The organism is Runella sp. CRIBMP, from assembly GCF_009905605.1.
In the GTDB taxonomy this organism is placed as follows: Bacteria; Bacteroidota; Bacteroidia; order Cytophagales; family Spirosomataceae; genus Runella.
In genome coordinates, this window is record NZ_JAAAKZ010000005.1 from 66806 (window position 1) to 85579 (window position 18774).

Annotated in this window: 9 protein-coding genes; 3 read left to right on the forward strand and 6 right to left on the reverse strand. The window is 47.0% G+C overall.

The genetic code is table 11. The features are described from left to right. Positions 1-67: 67 nt before the first annotated feature. The 5 genes from GVN20_RS15290 to GVN20_RS15310 all read right to left on the reverse strand — a co-directional run bounded on the left by GVN20_RS15290 (position 68) and on the right by GVN20_RS15310 (position 9540). On the reverse strand, positions 68-3175 hold the full coding sequence (locus tag GVN20_RS15290; protein WP_166559179.1) for an efflux RND transporter permease subunit: 3108 nt from the start codon (positions 3173-3175) through the stop codon (positions 68-70). A 32-nt stretch (positions 3176-3207) separates the two neighbouring features. After that, positions 3208-4329, reverse strand: a complete 1122-nt coding sequence (locus GVN20_RS15295; RefSeq protein ID WP_166559180.1) for an efflux RND transporter periplasmic adaptor subunit — start codon at positions 4327-4329, stop codon at positions 3208-3210. 235 nt (positions 4330-4564) lie between these two features. After that, the gene (locus GVN20_RS15300) at positions 4565-5068 is read right to left on the reverse strand and encodes a hypothetical protein (RefSeq protein ID WP_166559181.1); all 504 of its coding nucleotides are present in this window, start codon (positions 5066-5068) and stop codon (positions 4565-4567) included. 60 nt (positions 5069-5128) lie between these two features. Further along, positions 5129-6535: a RagB/SusD family nutrient uptake outer membrane protein gene (locus tag GVN20_RS15305; RefSeq protein WP_166559182.1), complete on the reverse strand. Its 1407-nt coding sequence runs from the start codon at positions 6533-6535 to the stop codon at positions 5129-5131. Positions 6536-6555: 20 nt separating this feature from the next. After that, positions 6556-9540: a TonB-dependent receptor gene (locus GVN20_RS15310; protein WP_166559183.1), complete on the reverse strand. Its 2985-nt coding sequence runs from the start codon at positions 9538-9540 to the stop codon at positions 6556-6558. 227 nt (positions 9541-9767) lie between these two features. Between GVN20_RS15310 and GVN20_RS15315 the strand changes: the two genes are divergently transcribed. Beyond that, positions 9768-12785: a PD-(D/E)XK nuclease family protein gene (locus GVN20_RS15315; protein ID WP_166559184.1), complete on the forward strand. Its 3018-nt coding sequence runs from the start codon at positions 9768-9770 to the stop codon at positions 12783-12785. Between the two features lie 84 nt (positions 12786-12869). Further along, the gene (locus tag GVN20_RS15320; RefSeq protein ID WP_166559185.1) at positions 12870-14567 is read left to right on the forward strand and encodes a M14 family metallopeptidase; all 1698 of its coding nucleotides are present in this window, start codon (positions 12870-12872) and stop codon (positions 14565-14567) included. Positions 14568-14742: 175 nt separating this feature from the next. Here GVN20_RS15320 and GVN20_RS15325 read toward each other — a convergent pair whose 3' ends face one another. Next, on the reverse strand, positions 14743-18114 hold the full coding sequence (locus tag GVN20_RS15325; RefSeq protein ID WP_166559186.1) for an exodeoxyribonuclease V subunit beta: 3372 nt from the start codon (positions 18112-18114) through the stop codon (positions 14743-14745). A 145-nt stretch (positions 18115-18259) separates the two neighbouring features. Between GVN20_RS15325 and GVN20_RS15330 the strand changes: the two genes are divergently transcribed. Beyond that, entirely contained in the window at positions 18260-18745 is a 486-nt protein-coding gene (locus GVN20_RS15330; protein WP_166559187.1) for a GNAT family N-acetyltransferase, read from the forward strand. Positions 18746-18774: the final 29 nt, after the last annotated feature.

Genomic DNA, 18774 nt, shown 5'->3' on the forward strand with positions numbered 1-18774 from the left:
TTCCCACAAAAAAAGCCTCTGCGTTTCTGCAGAGGCTCTAAAGAAAGGGTATGGAATAACAGCACTATTACGCTTCTTCCGCCATCAGTTTTTCAGGGGCGGCTTTATCAGAATGTTTTTTATTACCCAATGACAAATAGGAATAAATGGCTGGGATAATGTACAAGGTCAGAATAGTAGAAAACAACAACCCTCCTACTACCGAAATCCCCATCGAAACACGGCTTTCGGAACCTGCACCCAATGCCAAAGCAATGGGCAAAATCCCTAGAATAGCGCACAAACTCGTCATGATAATTGGGCGAAAACGCGCCGCTGAGGCCGCTTTAACCGCTTCCAGTTTGTTAAGCCCTGCTTCTTTCTGCTGGTTGGCAAACTCCACAATCAAGATACCGTTTTTGGTGACCAGCCCCACCAACGTAATGATGCCGATTTGGCTGAAAACATTTAGGGTTTGGCTAAAATCCCAGAGCGACAATAAGGCCCCGCAAACCGCCAAGGGTACCGTCAACAAAATAATGATGGGGTCGATGAAGCTTTCAAACTGGGCCGCTAAAATCAAATAAATTAGCACCAGCGCTAAACCAAACGCAAACAAAAGCGACGAAGAACTGTCTTTAAATTCCCGCGACTGTCCGTCCAAGGCCGTGGTGTAAGTATCGTCCAACACCGATTTCGCAATCTTATCCATTTCGTCGAGGGCTTGACCCAGCGTCACGCCTTTGGCCAGGCCTGCGGTTACGGTAGCGGCTGACGAGCGGTTGAAACGGAACAACTGCGGCGGAGAACTTTGCTCGGTCAATTTGACAAAATTATCCAACTGAATCAATTCTCCCCGGTTGCTTTTTACAAACAGCGATTTCAAATCCATGATGTCGTTGCGGTCAACACGGTCGATTTGCCCAATGATTTGGTATTGTTTGCCGTTCATCAGGAAGTATCCAAAACGACGCCCTGAAAGCCCCAATTGCAGCGTCTGGGCAATATCCTGAATCGAAACACCTAAGTTTTGGGCTTTGTCACGGTCAATTTCCAGTCGAATTTCAGGCTTGGTAAATTTGAGGTTCACGTCGGTTCCTACAAACATCGAACTTTCATTCACCCGCTTCATCAGTTCGGGAATCACCCCCCGGAGTTTTTCATAACTCGTTGCCTGAATCACGTACGATACCGGAAAGTTGTTGCCACGTTGTCCAGTTTGAATCGTAGGGTCTTGAATAACGAATGACTTTGCCCCCGAAATATTCTTCACTTTTGCCTGTATCGCATCAGAAATCTCCATTTGTGACCGCTGCCGCAGCTCAGGTTCGCTCAATACCACCCGCACAAAACCCGTATTGGTGGCATTGGTAGAAAAACCTGGTGCAGTAATGGTAATCAAAGCATCGCGCTCGTTGGGACGAACTTCATCTTCCACCACTTTGGCAAATTCCATGAGGTATTTATCCGTAAAGTCAAACGTAGCCCCTTCTTGTAAAGTCAGCGATACCCTCAATCCTCGACGATCTTCCATCGGAGCCAACTCGGACGGGATGGCATCGTATTTGAACAGCGCATAAATAATACCGATAAAGCCGACCATCAACACCCACGCCAACCAACGCACCTGCATAAAACCCGCCAACGATGATTCGTAAGCGCCGTTGAGCCACTGGAAAAATGGCTCCGTAACGCGGTATAACCAAGGTTGCTTGTGGCGCGTTTTGAGCAGCTTAGAACTCAGCATCGGCGTAAGCGTCAACGACACAAAGGCCGAAATAATCACCGAACCCGCTACCACAATTCCAAACTCTCGGAATAATCGGCCCGTAACACCCTGCAAGAAGATAATCGGCAAAAACACCGCCGCCAACGTAACGGTGGTAGAAATGATGGCAAAATAAATTTCTTTGGAACCCGTAATTGCGGCATCCCACGGCGACATCCCTTCTTCGATTTTGGTATAAATATTTTCTAACACCACAATGGCATCGTCTACCACCAGACCGATAGAAAGCACGATTCCGAGCAATGTCAACACATTGATTGAAAAGCCCATGATGTACATCAGAAAGAACGTACCAATCAACGACACTGGGATGGCCGTCAGCGGAATCAGCGTACTGCGCCAGTCGCGCAAGAAGATAAAGATAATCAACGCCACCAATACAAAAGCGGTGATGATGGTTTCTTCCACTTCGGCAATAGAGCGGCGCACCGAACGGGTATAATCAAACCCAATAGCGGGCACAATGTCGGCGGGTAGCTCTTTTTTGATTTGTTCAAAACGCTTATAGACCTCGTCGACGATGGCAATTTGGTTAGCTCCCGGTTGGGGCACTACGGCTACCCCCACCATTGGCACACCATCGCGGCGCATGAGCGTGCGCTCATTTTCGGGGCCTAGTTCGGCACGACCCACGTCGACAAATTTAACCACACGGTCGGCTTCTTCTTTGACAATCAAGTTGTTAAACTCCTCTACTGTGGTCAAACGGCCCAACGTACGCACCGTAAGCTCGGTCGAAGCGCCTTCAATGGTTCCCGAAGGCAATTCTATGTTCTGTTTGGTCAGGGCATTCAACACATCAATGGCCGTGAGCCGATACGACGCCAGTTTGAGCGGGTCAATCCACAAACGCATCGAGTAGCGTTTTTCGCCCCACACCTGAATCGAACTTACGCCCGCAATGGTTTGCAGACGCTCTTTGATTTGACGGTCTACTACATCGTTAAGGTCGAGCATCGAGCGCTTCTCGCTCTTAACGTTCAGGAAGAAAATGGGGTTGGAATCGGCATCCGCTTTGGAAACAATCGGCGGGTCGATGTCGCGCGGCAAAAGTCCCAACGAACGAGAAACGCGGTCGCGAACGTCGTTGGCAGCGGTCTCTAAATCAACCCCCAAATCAAACTCAACGGTGATATTACTACGACCGTCGCGGCTCGACGAGGTCAAGGTCTTGATACCCGAAATACCGTTAATGGATTCTTCCAACGGCTCGGTGATTTGGGATTCTATAATTTCGGCGTTGGCTCCCGTATAGCTCGTCCCGACATTAATCACGGGTGGGTCTACGCTAGGATACTCCCGCACCCCTAAATACGAAAACCCAATCAATCCAAAAATGATGATAATCAGCGACATAACTACCGCTAAAACGGGTCGCTGAATGCTGGTTGTAGATAAAGATGCCATAGTTAATTATATTTTTTCAAAAACAGGCTTAGTTACTGTTTAACCATTACTTCTTTGATGTCAACTGGTCCTCCTGGCTTCACCTGCAAAATGCCTGAAGTGATAAGCGTATCTCCTACGTTTAACCCTTTGTATATCTCAATGGTTTTATCACCGCGCGTACCGATTTGCACTTCCACAGGCTCGGCTTTGTTATTTCGCACTACAAACACGCTATGTCCTTTCAGGCCCGGAATAACGGCTTCCGTGGGTACAAGTATGCCGTTTGCTTTGGTATTAAGGATAATTTCAATCCGGGCAAACGACCCCGGAAACAGCTTACGGTTGTTGTTGGGACTGGTAGCCCGCAGCGTGAGGGTACGCGTATTGGGGTCAATTTTAGGTTCGATGGCATAGACACGACCATAAAATTTTTCATCCCCGCTTTCGGTGGTAAACGTAATGGCGGTGCCTTTGGCAACATTGGCCGCGTATTTGGCCGGAACCGAAAAATCAATTTTAGCAGGATTTACGTTGGTCAGGGTAGCAATTTTAGCCACGGTCCCCGGCGACAAATAGCTTCCTTCACTCACATAACGCAAGCCGATGGTACCGTCGAACGGCGCACGAATCACCGTTTTAGCAATTTGGGCCGCAAGGTTCTGAATGTCGGCATTCATGCTGTTAAGGTTTGTCAAGCTAATGTCATAATCACGTTGACTGATAGCTTCTTTTTCCAACAGTTTTTTCTGACGCTCTTCGTTTACCTCGGCTAATTTTTTCTGATATTGTAATTTTTGAAGCTGGGCCTGTAAATCTGCATCGTTGATACGTACCAACACCGTCCCTTTTTTTACGTAGTCGCCTTCTTTAAAATTAATGGAAGTAATACGTCCCGCAATTTCACTACGAATGTCCACTTCTTCGTTTGCAATGATGGTTCCTGTCGAAAGTATTTTCTCCTCAAGGCGCTGATTACCAATGACCATAATGTTGATAGGTGCTGGTCCGCCGCCTTTGGCACCACCCTTTGCTGCTGGTCCACCGCCTGTGGGCGCTGTTGCCCCTTTTTCTTCCTTTTTGGAGGTATATTCTTTAAGCCGGGGATAAAACGCCAAGCCAGTTATGATTAAAATAACAAGTACGGTTAAAATTGATTTTACAGGTTTGCTCATTCCAGTTAGTATTGGGTATTCGTAGTAAATAAAATCAGTAACAAATAAAAGGCAAAAATACCCGTTAGGGCTGACTTATGGGCTCCGATTTGGTTTATTTCATAGCTATTTAATCAAAAAAGAACGGTTTTTGATTTGGCATCGACGAAGTTGATTTTTGTGTCGTCTAATGAAACAAAAGAAGCGACACCAGAAATGGCGTCGCTTCTTTTGTTTAACGAAGAAATATGCCCGTTTATCGACGAATATTCACCGTAAACGTTTTGTAATTTTCACTTGGTTTTACCTGCTCATTGCCAGAAAGGGTCATCACCAACGCAAAGTTTTGCGTAGCTGGAACCGAAGCCGCAATTCCTGGTAAAATCTCATATTTGATGTACGCCGAACTGCTGTTGGCTGGAATCGTCACCGAACCTTTGGTTTCGAGAATACGATAGTTAACATTCTCCACGGCAGTGCTCTTAGAAGCATCAATCGTATAACCTAACGTAATGGGTGCGCTTTGCTGTGGCCCTACCAATTGAACCAAAATACTATCTCGGGTCAACAGTTGACGGATGGTCCGTTGAGATACGCCATTGGATACGTTGTTGGCGGGTTGCGTGGCAAAACCTGCCCGAGGGTTCTTAAATTCGGCAACAGGTGCCGCGTCGTAAGTCCAAGTAGGATTCTCAAAACACCCGCTCAATGACAGGGTAAGCAGCCCCATCGCGAAAAAATAAATGATTTTATGTTTCATGTTTTTACATTTTTATGTTTCTGACAAACAATGATTTATCCATTGCCAAACGACCGAAAATTAATAGCCCGGATTTTGTTTTAGCTTAGGGTTAAGTTGAATTTGTCCCACGGGAAGTGGAGCCAAAATTCTAAAATCACTGTAAGGAACGGGAGCCGAAAGCGACGCCTTGGTAATAACTTCCCCACGGCGTTTCAAGTCAAAGAAACGGTGGCCTTCCAACACCAATTCCAAACGACGTTCGCGCATGATGGCATCCATCAGTTCAGTACCTGTTACGGTAGCTGCCACTGGCGTTGCACCTGCTCGTGTACGAATACGGTTCAGATCGGCAAGGGCCAAATCAGCCTTGCCGGTTGCGGCGTAGGCTTCTGCACGAATCAACAATACTTCTGAATAACGAATAACGGGAATGTTATCAGTAAACGGTCCGCGTGCACCAGGGAATTTACGGCTAAAAAACACCGCTTCTCCTCCTTTGGTGGCGGCAAAAAACCCTTGCGTACGACGGATGTCCGTCGCTTCGTACAAGCCCAACAATTCATTGGTTGGCACTACATCCCCCCAGTTACCAGTCGTTAAATTTGTTGTCAGTGAGTGCATAGACTCATTCACGCCCAAACTCTCGGTAGCCTGCACATAGTTGATTTCGAAAAACGATTCAGGATTGGGTGCTGCCGCAAATGCTGCCACATAATTGGCTCCACTTACCAAAGATGCACCGTTGGGAGCATCCAAAGCTGCCGTAGCGTAAGTAATGGCATCTGCGTATTTTTCCCAGTAGAGATACACCCGAGCCAAAAGTGCGTTAGCTGCGGCTTTGTTGGCCCGAAAGCGGTTACCCGTGGCTGGAAAAGACGCAATGGCATCCTTTAAATCCTTCTCGATAAATTGATACGTTTCTTCAATGGTAGAACGTGCCCGGAAATCAGCCTTTGACACGTCGTCGGTAGGCTCAGTGCGCAGAATCAATCCTTCATTAAACCCATTGACCACTTTGGTAGGCTCGTAGGCAAACACCCTAGCCATATCAAAATACAGAAGAGCACGCAAGAAAAGCGCTTCTCCTTTGATCTGTGCTTTATCGGCGGCGGTAGTATTGGCAGCGTCAATAGCACTGATGATGAAGTTAGCCTCATTGATTGCCGCATAATTGGCCCAAAACTGCTGCATGTGTGCGCTTGGGGCATTGACACGCTCGTTGAAATAACGGTTTGAGTTGGTATTGGTCAAACGAACGTTATCAGCCATGATTTCAGGAGCAATCATGATGCGGGCACCATAATAAGTACTGGGCTGCAAACGGTCATACACTGAAATCAGCAACGCCCGAATCCCCGTGATATCCTTGAGTGCCACATCGGAACTCACCGATTGTTTTGGCTCCGTATTGAGTAGGTCACTGCACGAAGAAGCAACCGCCACCAACACCGCTAAACTTATATTTTTCAATTGTCTTGTCAACATCTTGTTCTAATGATTTGGTGTTAAAATTCGATTTGAATACCGCCCGTGATTTGCTTGCTTTGCGGGTATGTACCTAGTTCAATCGACAGTACCTCAGGGTCGAAGCCTGTATAAGCCGTCCATGTCAATAGGTTGATAGCTTGCGCAAACACATTCACCCGGCTCATGCCAGCCTTTTTAACCAACCGCGAAGGCAAATCATAGCTGAGGGTCACTTGTTTTAGGCGGACGTAGCCCCCGTTTTCAAGTTGTTTCGTCGAAAATGTTTGGAGAGAACTGCTACCCGGTTCGGTGCCCCCTTCGTAGGCCCTCGGTACGCGGGTAATTTGCCCTGGGGTTGTCCAACGATCAAGCTGGCTTTGCAAGTTGTTCCAACCAGCCGATGCTGAACTTTCCATAAAGAAACCGTTGTTATTCAGCAATTTATTACCCCATTGTCCCTGTAAAAAGAACTCCAATGAAAGTCCTTTGTACGACAAGCGGTTGGTCACACCACCAAATCCTTTGGGCAGTGGAGTTCCCTGAACCCGTGAATCACGCGCTTGAACGGTGTATGTGATGTTGCCAAGTGTATCGAGCCACATCGAGCGACCGTCGGCGGGATTGGCTCCTGCATAAGTTGGGTACCAGTGAATGGCAATCGGCTCTCCTACCCGCAAACCCGTTCCGATGCGGTCTTGTCCGGGCAATAATTGAAGGATTTTGTTACGCTGAAACGACACGTTCCAGTTGGTTTCCCACTTAAATCCACCGCGATTGACGTTGATATGGTTGAATTCAATCTCTAATCCTTTGTTTTCTACTTTTCCGAGGTTTTCAAAAATAGACCCGAAACCGCTATCATCAGGCAATGGACGAGAAAGCAAAAGTCGGTCATTAACTTTACGATAGGCCTGAACTTCTCCGTATATACGACCATTGAAGAGTGAGTAGTTAACCCCTGCGTTGATGGTAGTGGCTACTTCCCAAGAGAGATTTGCGTTACCCAATTGTGAAGGACGTACCCCCGGAAGGTCGATGTATTGCCCTCCCAATCCAAACAAGGCACGTGAAGCAAAGTTGTCGATGTTATTGTTACCTGCTTTACCATAACCAGCAAAGATTTTCAATTCAGACAACCAGCCAAGACCCTTCATAAAACTTTCTTCCGACAAACGATACCCCACCGATGCCGCTGGGAAAAGTCCATAGCGGGTATTGGCTCCAAAACGAGATGAACCGTCGTAACGTAACGTTGCCGTGGCTAAGTATTTTTCTTTAAAAGAGTAGTTTGCCGAACCAAACAAACTGGCAATACGCCAAGTGGTATACGTACCAGTAGTTGTAATCGGACGCGCTGCCGCAGCCAATGTCCGGAAAAGCCCGTTAGGGAATCCCTGACCAGTTGCGGTTACGGTTTCGCGTACTTCTTCACGATACTCTCCTCCTCCCAAAAGGGTGACGTCGTGGTCATTGGCAAATAATTTGTTCCAGCTCAATGTTTGCGCCGTGTTCCAGTTGAGGGTATAGCGGCTATTAACCGTTGAGCTACCACCTGTTGAAGCAAATTGGGGTACAATTGGATCGCGGTAGGCATCGTCACGGTTGTTGGCATAGTCGATTCCGTAGAAAGAACGGAACTTTAAGCCCGGAAGAATTTCATAATTGAGGGCAAAGTTACTGACCGTTTGTACCGTTGTATTAAGACGTGTTTCATACTCAACGCTTTGTACGGGGTTATAGCTAAACGCTCCCGTCAATGGCGCATTGTAAGAGCCATCTTCTTTGTAAACAGGCTGGCCTGGCAAAATCAAAGCAGCCGCAAAAAACGGACTGTTGATAAATGCACCGTCGGCGATGGCTCCGTTTTGCTTGGTAGCCGCCAAACCAATGGATGTTTCAAATTTCAATTTTTTGGTTGCCTGATGGTCTACGTTCAAACGAACCGTTCCGCGACCAAAGTCAGACTTGATTACTTGGCCCGCATTGTAGTCATAAGCAGTAGATAGACGGAAATTTGTTTTTCCGTCACCGCCCGCCGCTGAAGCATTGATAGAACGAAGGCGACCAGTACGGAATACATAATCTTGCCAATCGGTATTCTGAACCGTAGCAGGGTCTCCGTATTGGGCAATGGCATTGGCCCGGGCAGTTTCTACCGATTGGTTAGTGGCTAAAGCACGATTGACAAAGCCTTCGATTTTGAGCGTAGCAAATTGAGAGGCCGTAAGCACATCCAGTTTTTTAAGCAACTGAGTAGAGCCTTCCTGATACGAAACCGTAAACTTGGTCTTTCCGGCTTTTCCGCGTTTGGTAGAAATCAACACCACACCATTTGCTCCCTGAGCACCGTAAATGGCCGAGCCTGCCGCGTCTTTCAACACCTGAATCGACTCGATATCGTTAGGGTTGAGTGAGGCCAACACGTTTGAACTTGCCGTGGAAGAAAGACCACCGCTGGCTACCTGCACCCCATCAATGATGTAAAGAGGCTCGTTTCCTGCGTTGATAGAACCTACCCCGCGCACCCGAACGTTGATTCCACCACCTGGTTGACCGCTCAAAGCAGTTACTTGTACCCCCGCAGCACGACCCTGCAAAGCACGGTCGACTGACTGCAAAGGCAGGTTTTCGATGGTTTTTCCGCTTACCTGAGCTACCGCACTTGTGAGGTTCTTCTTTGCTGTTGAACCCCCGTAAGCCGTTACCACAACTTCATTCAGGTTGTTGTCGTCGGGCGACAACGCCACATCCACCACGCTTTTGGCACCAATATCCACAGTACTCTTCATGAATCCCACATAACTGAATACCAATTGCGCACCTGCAGGTAAACTAATTCGATATTTCCCTTCCGAATCTGTGTTGGTTCCTTTAGTAGTCCCTTTCACTAATACGCTTACCCCAGGAAGAGGCGACCCGTCGTCGCTGCTGGTAACGGTCCCAGTAACCGTGCGCTCTTGTGCCCGAAGCTGAACACAAATAGACATCAACAGGCAGACGCCTGCCAGTAAAAATTTCCGCATAAGATTTAGTTTGGTTTTTAGGTTAAAATAAAAATGGTGATACTGCTCACAAGCAGTAAAACAACTAACTTTGAAAATTGTTATCGCGAAAATAGGGAGCAAACACACAAGTCAAAAAAATAAAAAAAGATAAATGTCATTCAACAGCATACTTTTTGTAATATCCACAAAGGATCTTTTTTATGGGTACAATGCCCATAAACGACGCTAAATAGCCTATTATACAAATGATTGAGTCTTTTCTTGAAAAATCTGCCAAGTATATTTTTGAAACCAAAAGACATACAAAGCGAATTGAGAATTTATTAATAATTGTGCCCACCCGACGGGCCGCTTATTTTTTTAAACGAGCACTGGCTCAGTGTTCTGACCGTCCATTTTTGGCCCCAGAAGTGTTGGCTATCGACGATTTTGTGACCAAGAAGTGCGGCGTGGAAATTGCTGACAACGTCAGTTTATTGTTCGAATTATTTGACATTTTCAAAGAAGTTGATAAAAACATCACCTTTGAGCGCTACTTGCAATGGGGTAGTATGCTGCTGCGCGATTTTGACTTGATTGACCAATACCTTGTTGATTCCGATTACTTATTCGACTACATCACCGAGGCCAAAGCCATTGAGCGTTGGGAGATTGACTGGCCAAAAAACAAAATTTCGACCGACTCAGAGCGCATAAAGGCCTACTTTGAATTGTTCTCCAATTTACGAGAAGTATACCAACGTTTCCGACAACATCTTCAGTCCAAAAAGCGCGTTTATCGCGGTTTGGCCTACCGCACGTTGGCCGAAAATACATTTGAACTTTTGCTGAACGACAAAGAAGAGACCAATCAACCAAACTCCGAAGAAACCGTTGAGGACTCCTCGCCCGACTTTTATTTTGTCGGATTAAGCGCTTTGAGTGCCGCGCAAGAAAAAATCATTCGGACCCTTATCAAAGCCCAACGCGCTGAAATTCTGTGGGATACTGACCACTACTATATGCGCGAAAATCCCTACATCGAAGGTGGAAAAGCCCTGCGCGGCTACCGAGATGCTGCGTGGGCGGGCGAATGGAAATGGACCGAAAACCACATTCTACAAACGCCCAAAGACATTACGGTTTATGCCGTTCCGAATGCCTCGATGCAGGCCAAAGTAGCGGGCGAACTTTACCAACAATGGTGTGCAGCTGAGCAAGGCGGCACCGAAAACCGCCCCGTGGCGATGGTGCTCGCCGACGAAAACCTGCTGGTTCCTGTCTTGAACGGTTTGGACGAAACCATCAGTGACCTCAACGTAACGATGGGACTCACGCTGAGAAACTCGCTGTTGTTCACGCTTGTAGACTCGCTGTTTGAATTGCAGTTTACGGTGGCAGAATTCCGGGCTAAAGACGGCCGCGCGGTTAAAATCCCTAAATACAACCACCGAACTGTTCAGAAAGTACTCAATCACCCGTTTATCAGGAGATACGAATTTCTGGCGTTGCAACAACGCGATTCGACCGCGCCGAGCATCATTCAGACCACCATTGGCGAGATACAACGGCGCAATTTTGTGTACCTCGACCCCAAACAATTGCTAGAATGGGGCGAAAATCACCCGCTTTTTGTGGCGCTGTTTGGCCGCTGGGACGACAACCCACACACGGTCATCAAAGCGCTGTACGTCATCATCGACTTGCTGCGCGAAGTATACAAAGACACCCAAAACGCCATCGAGACGGAGTACCTGTATTTATTTTATACCCTACTAAAACAACTCGAAACCACCCTCAACTCCAGCCACGCCGAGAAGCTAAATTTACGGACCTTCAAGGCATTTATGTACGAACTCATCCGCCAAACCCGGATTCCTTTCAGTGGTGAGCCCGTCAGCCCGCTGCAAATTATGGGGATGCTCGAAACACAGGCCCTCGATTTTGAACGCATTATTATTCTTTCGATGAATGAAGGGGTTTTTCCTGCTTCAAAACGTCAAAACTCGCTGATTCCGTGGGACATTGCCCAAGAGGCGGGCTTGCCTATTTACCGCGACCAAGACGCGGTGATGTCTTACCATTTCTATCGCTTGCTCCAACGCGCCAAAGACGTTCATCTCGTGTACGTCACCGACCCGAGTACCTACAACGGCGGCGAAAAAAGCCGTTTTATTCGTCAGCTAGAACATGAGTTGGTGCCCATGACAAAAGACAAAAGCACTGTTCGGTATCAGGAGATGATGGTGATGTTTAAGGAGGCCGACAAACAGGGAGCCGAAGAGGAACAAAAAGTACAAATAGCGCGGCAAAAGGCTGCCACAATTGATTGGACCGTGCCCAAAACGCCCGAAACGATTGCCTTTCTTATTGCTTCTCTCGAAAAAGACGGGTTGTATGCTACTCATTTAAACCAGTACCTAAAATGCTCGCTCCAGTATTATTTTAACCGCATTGCGGGCGTGTCGGAAGACGAAGAAGTGGAAGAACGTATTGGTTCGGCCGACTTTGGTTCTTGGATTCACAAAGTGCTAGAACGCATCGACTTAGAATACCTGATGGAAAACAAACCCATCACCGACGAAGAGGTAAAAGCGATTTTACGAGAAGAATTTGATAAACAATTTGGGGGTTACGATGCCGAATCGGGCATCAATCGACTGTTGTACCAAGTGGCCGAACAAACCGTGGTGGACTTCTTGCGGGAACAGCGCACGCGCAACGATTCGCTGGTGGTGCTGGCTACCGAGCGAAAACTATCGGCGACGTTGCCACTGCAATGGGGTGACAAGACGATTTTGTTTAAAGTGGCGGGAAAAATTGACCGCATTGAGTTGGTGGATAACATCATTCGCGTGGCCGATTATAAAACAGGAAAAATCGAACAACTCCCCAAAGTCACGCCCGATAAACTGGCCGACATTATGACCTCTGGCAGCAACGGCAACTACGAAAAAATCAGGCAATTATGGATTTATCAGTACCTGATTTACAAACAGATGCTACGCGACCAAGGCCTCAACCTACGCGGTCAGGATTTTCACTTGGACAACTACGAGGTAACGTCTGGATTTTATTCATTGCGAAATATTAAACGGGGTTTCATCGAAAACCCCTTACAATTTGACCAAGCCAACGACCCCGAAAGTTACGTGTCGCATTCGGAGGAGTATCTCAGGGCCTTTATCACCGAAAAACTCCTCAATACCGACGAGCCTTTCCGTAAAACCGACCATATGCAAGCCTGTCAATATTGTGATTATAAAGAAATTTGTGGGCGCTAAGGGTTGATGTTTCGTCTATTTTTTACCGATACTTGCACCTTAAACTTGCACCATAAACCAAACACTTCATCTACTTCCCACCTTATGAAAAAGTTATTTTTACTGCTTTTGTTGTCCAATGCACTCTTTGCTCAACTCACTTCCTACGAAAAAAGCAAAGGGCAAGAAACCGCCACGTACGACGAAGTTATCCGCTTTTACCAAGATTTAGACCAAAAATATGACCAAGCCACGCTACTCGAAGTAGGCACGAGCGACATTGGCAAACCGCTACATTTGTTTGTGTTATCGGCCAACAAAGTCTTCAAACCTCAGGCTGATAAAGTAACGCTTTTGATCAATAATGGCATCCACCCCGGCGAACCCGAGGGCATTGACGCCAGCATGATGTGGGCGCGAGAACTGTTGGAAAAGAAAATGCTGCCCCCCAATGTGTTGCTGTGCATCGTGCCAGTCTACAACATAGATGGTATCCTTAACCGCGGCGTGTCGCGCCCTAATCAGAACGGCCCCAACAGTTATGGATTTCGGGCCAATTCACGGAATTATGACTTAAACCGCGATTTTATCAAAACGGATTCTAAAAATTCGGAGTCGTGGCAAAAGATGTTTCAGGCGTGGAAGCCCCACATCATCGTAGACAATCACACTTCCAATGGCGCTGATTATCAGCACGCTGTTACGTATTTTCCGACGCAAAAAGACAAGTTTAATCCGCTTGTTTCGGCCTTTTTCACCAAAGAGTTTAAGCCCGCTTTGGACGCTCAATTATCAAAATCGGGTTTTGACCCTGTGCCTTACGTAAACGCCTTTGGCAGCACCCCCGAAACGGGTTATTCGGGCTTCAACGATGCCCCTAGGTATAGTTCGGGCTACGCGTCGCTGTTCAACTGTGAAACCTTCGTGGTTGAATTACACATGCTCAAGGATTATCCTACGCGGGTCAAAGGCACTTACGTATTTATGGAAACGACCCTCAACCTAAGTACCAAACATGCCACGACGTTGATTGCCAACAAACAAAAAGCCGACGAAGCCGTAGCGGCCCAAAAGTCGTTTCCATTAAGCTGGAAATTGGACCGCAGCGTAGCCGATTCGATTACTTTCAAAGGCTTTGCGGCCAAGTACAAACCCAGCGAAGTGAGCGGACTAAATCGTTTGTATTATGAGCGCAGCGAGCCGTTTACCAAACGTATTCCCTTTTTTGACCACTACGTAGCCGATTTGACGGTTCAGAAACCAAACGCCTACGTGTTGCCGCAAAGTTGGGCGCGGGTGGCAGAACTCCTCAAAATCAATGGGGTAGCGCTAAAATCTTTAGAAAAAGATACCCAAATGGAAGTGGAAGTATACTATATTGAAGATTACAAAATTCCCCAAAAGCCTTACGAAGGCCATTATAACCATACGGGCGTAACGGTCAGAAAAGAGACGCAGAAAATACAATTTTACAAAGGGGATTATCTTATTGAAACCAACCAAAAATCCAACCGCTACCTCATCGAAACCCTTGAACCTCAAGGCCCTGATTCATTTTTTGCGTGGAACTTTTTTGATAGTATCTTAGGACAAAAAGAGCATTTTTCAGCCTATGTTTTTGAAGACATTGCGGCTGAAATGCTGCGCAAAGATGCGACCCTGAAACAAAAATTAGAAGAAAGAAAAAAAACAGATGAAGCCTTTGCCAAAAGCGGTGCGGCGCAACTCGAATTTATTTATCGCAACTCACCTTATTTTGAGCAGACATATTCACGCTATCCTGTGTATAGGTTGGTGAAATAACCTCGCTTTCCGCAACGAGCAATACTGGCTCGGGGGTTTCAAACTCATCTTCATCAAAGTAAAAAAAAGGGTCCATAATGTGGTGGAGGGTTGGGGCTTGTGTATATTATACATGATATACGCAAAAACCACCAAAAAAGTCACCACATTTCAAAAAAAATACGAAATATAATATTCAAACCCTGATTACTTCATTTCGCTCAATATACACCAGCAACGATTCGACCCTTGGGTAGCCCATTTCATAGAAAAGTTTGGCGTAACGTTTAATCTGTATGGTATGACTTTCGAGCGGAATACCCGTTTTGTAATCGACGATTACGACTCGGTCATTCAAGTGTACTACCCGGTCGGGGCGGTGAATATTTCCATCGGGGGTTAAAATTTCGCGCTCATTGATGACGTTAGACTCCATTTCAAATAGCCCTTGCAAATCAGGGTGTTGAAGAATTTTATCGAGGCTCTTACGAATATCTTCGGCTTCGATATTATCAATTATGCCTTCCGTTTGCAATCGAACCAAAGCCGAGGGAACGTCCTCGGGCGTACGTACCATCGAAAGGGCACGGTGGACTTTGTTGCCGTGGTCGCGTTTTTTCTCAAATGTTTCTACGTCAAAGATACGATTGGCCAAGCGCCGCAGGCGCAACTCGCGGCTGCGGTCCGTAGAGATAATCTGCGGGACATAAAAAGTGGGTGCCTGAAGGGTGGCGTGAGGAGTTCGCGGAGCGAGTTGCGCCAGTGTTTCAAGGCTCCCGATTGCGGGTTCTGGTGTGCTTTCCAAATACTGATACAGCCAATAACTTACTTTTCTGGGAGATTTGATTTTGGCAAAATTTTCTTCTTTGGCCAACACGTACAGTTTTTTGGTCGGACGCGTAAACGCCACGTACAACAAGTTTAGGTTTTCAACAAATACGCGCTCACGCTCCTCTTTATACTGTAATGCTACCGACTCGGTAGTCTGCAACAATGTCTCTTTTACTTGAACCGAACCCGTTTGGAGCCACTTGGTCTCCGTGTGTTCAATCATTTCACCACTTTCAGCGTCTTTTGTACCAAAACCGCCAATGCCCAACTCCTCTGACTTATCAAGATTTACCCACATCGAATCGCGTTTGGCATTGGGCACAAAATCCCAATCGGCGTACGGAATAATCACCACGGGGTACTCCAAGCCTTTGGAACGGTGGATGGTCTGCACCGTAATCGCGTTGGGGTCTGACGGTGCCGAAATGGAAATCTTCTCTTTTTGGGTTTCCCAATAATCCAGAAAATCGGCCAAATGACTGCCGCGTTTGGTATTGAATTCCAAGACCACATCCAGAAAACGAAACAGATAATCACGCTCATCTACGATTTCAAACAGCCCGAACGTCTGCACCAATTTTTCGGCCAGCTCATACGCACTGATTTGGAGCAATCGGTACGGATTCAAAAACGCATCAACGACATAGCCCTCTTTCAGCTCGCCAGCTTCGGCCTTGACTTGGCGCAAACATTCATTGATATACACGTAAAACTCCCGCACATCGTGCGATTCCACCACCGTTTTTAGGCGTTGATTGTCTTTGTTGTCGGGAATGCGTTTGACAATCATTCGGAAAAATAAATAGAGCGCTTCGTACTTATCCAATCGGCTGTCGGGCTTAACGAGCACGCGCATAAAGGCAGTCACCAAATTGACGGCCCCCGAAAAACGCAGCGAAAGTGAATCGTCTGAAATGATGTTGTACCCATTCTCTTTCAGGTGGTTAGCTATTTTTTTTGCATCTTTCTTGTACCGACACAACACCGAAATATCGCCCACGCTAAACCCGTCGATTTCGGTTGCTTGCTGAATCAGAGCCAGCGTGCGGTTAATCATGGCGGGCGTATCGTCGTCGTCGTTGGTGTCGTTATTCAGGGCGGGAATAAACTCAATCTGCACTTCACCGCCCGTTTTGGGATTGGGTGGCAACTCCTGCGCCACCTGCTCAAACACATCGTGCGAAAGCGGAAATTGGTCGCGATAAAGTTCTTCAATTCTGCCAAAAAACGCGTTATTAAACTCAATGATTTCTTTGGCGCTCCGACGATTGACCCGTAGCACATCGCCCGTCAAATGCCACTGAATGCTTTCTAGGCGCTCCACCGTCAACTCGCTGTCGCCCAGAGATTGCGCCAATCGGTCCAAATTCTGGGAATGAAGCGCGATGATTTGGTCCATGTCGCCGCCCCGAAAACGGTAAATGGCCTGCTTAGAATCTCCCACCGCGAGATTGAAGTGGTCGTAGCCGAGGCTGTTGTCAATCAGCGGCAACACATTGGCAAATTGCAATTTGGACGTATCCTGAAATTCGTCAATCAGAATATGGTTAAACTTCTCCCCCATCCGCTCATAAATAAACGGTACGGGGTCTTCGGTCACGATTTGCAGGATTTTTTGGTTAAACTCTGAGATATGTACGCGGTTATTTTCCCGCAACTGACGGTCAAATTCCTCCTTAATTTCATTCAACAACGACAGGTGATACAGGTGCGGAATGAGCTGTTGGTACAAAAAATAATTCCCACTCACCGCCAAACGATTTTCTTCAATTCGTTCGTAAAAATCCACCAATTGCGGTTTTATCTGCGCTACCGCTTCGACCACAAACGGGCGGGCGGTTTTGGTGAGCCAGCCTTTGTCGTTTTCGAATGCGTCTTTTTCGCGCGCTCCTGGCTCGGTCATCGCATCGGAAGTATCGGTGCGTTTTTTGAAATACCGAAACACCGTTCCGTACGAAAAATCTTTCTCGTCCAAGCCACTTTCCAGTATCAGTTGATGCCCTTTTTCGGCCCATTGCACCAGTTGATTCTCCCACTTGCGCAGCGCACTCACCAGTTGCCGCCGAATTTTTTTAAAATCTTTGGCCGACAGATGCGCATTTTTCATGATGGCGGCGTAGCGTTGCTCATTGAGCAAATCGTTGGCAAAACCCGCCATAGCTTCGGGCAGGCTGTGGTAATTTTTTCCTTCCTGCCCCGCTTCCAAATAAAAAGATTCAAGAATATCTGTCAACTCGGTATATGCGTCGTCGCCCGTTTTTTCGAGCATTCGTTCTACGGCCATCAGCAACAACTCCCCCGCCTCCATCTCCACCTCAAACGAAAACGGAATCCCCAGTTCATCGGTAAACGCGCTCACCACCCTTTGCACAAAACTGTCGATGGTCAGAATGGCAAAGTCACTATAATCGTGCAAAATTTGTTTAAAAACGCGGTTGGCCCGGTTACGAATGTCGCGTTCGCGGAGCTTGTACGCACCTTCGCGGTCGGCGAGGGATTCGGGGTATAACTCCTGAATGATGTCGTGCAGCATCGGGTCTTCGTGGCCGTTGGCAAATGCCTCCAACTTGACCATGATGCGGTCTTTCATCTCACGCGTGGCGGCCTTGGTAAACGTAATGGCCAGAATATGCTTGAAATAATAGGCGTTGTCGCTTTGCAAGGCGAGTTTGAGGTATTCTTTGGTAAGCGTATAGGTTTTTCCCGACCCTGCCGACGAACTAACAATTTTGAACATAAAGAAATCTTCCGGAGTTAAAGTCCTAAAGTTAGTCAGATTCAAAACGAAACCGCAGAAAGTAAGTCTTGAATTTTGTGTTCAACCAAATCCGCCCTAATTTGCCCCTTCAATTCAATTCCTGATTCTGCGAATCCATCACGCTATGTCTGCCATTACTATTCGTACCGATATTCGCCCCGGAGACCTTGGGTACATTACCTATTTAGTGGGTATCATTTATGCCAAAGAGTACGGAATGACCCTCCTGAACGACATCGAAGTGGCTACTTTTTTGACGCATTTTATCCAACATTATACTCCCGAAAAGGAACGTTTATGGGTGGCCGAAACCGACGAACACATCGTGGGCTGTATTCTGGTGTACGAAGAAAGTCCGGGCGTGGCACATCTGCGGTCGCTGATTCTGCATCCTTCGGTGCGCGGTCGTGGGTTGGGGCGTCAATTGATGCAACTCGCCATTGATTTTTGTCGTGAAGTGGGTTATCAGAAAATTACGCTTGAAACCTTTGATGAATTACAAGCCGCGCTGCATTTATACGATTCTTTTGGTTTCCAACTCACGGGCGAGCGCTTCCACGCCGAATGGGGCCGCCCCGTCCGGGAAGTACAATTTGAGTTGGTTTTATAAAACTCGGCCAAATCATAACAAAAACACAA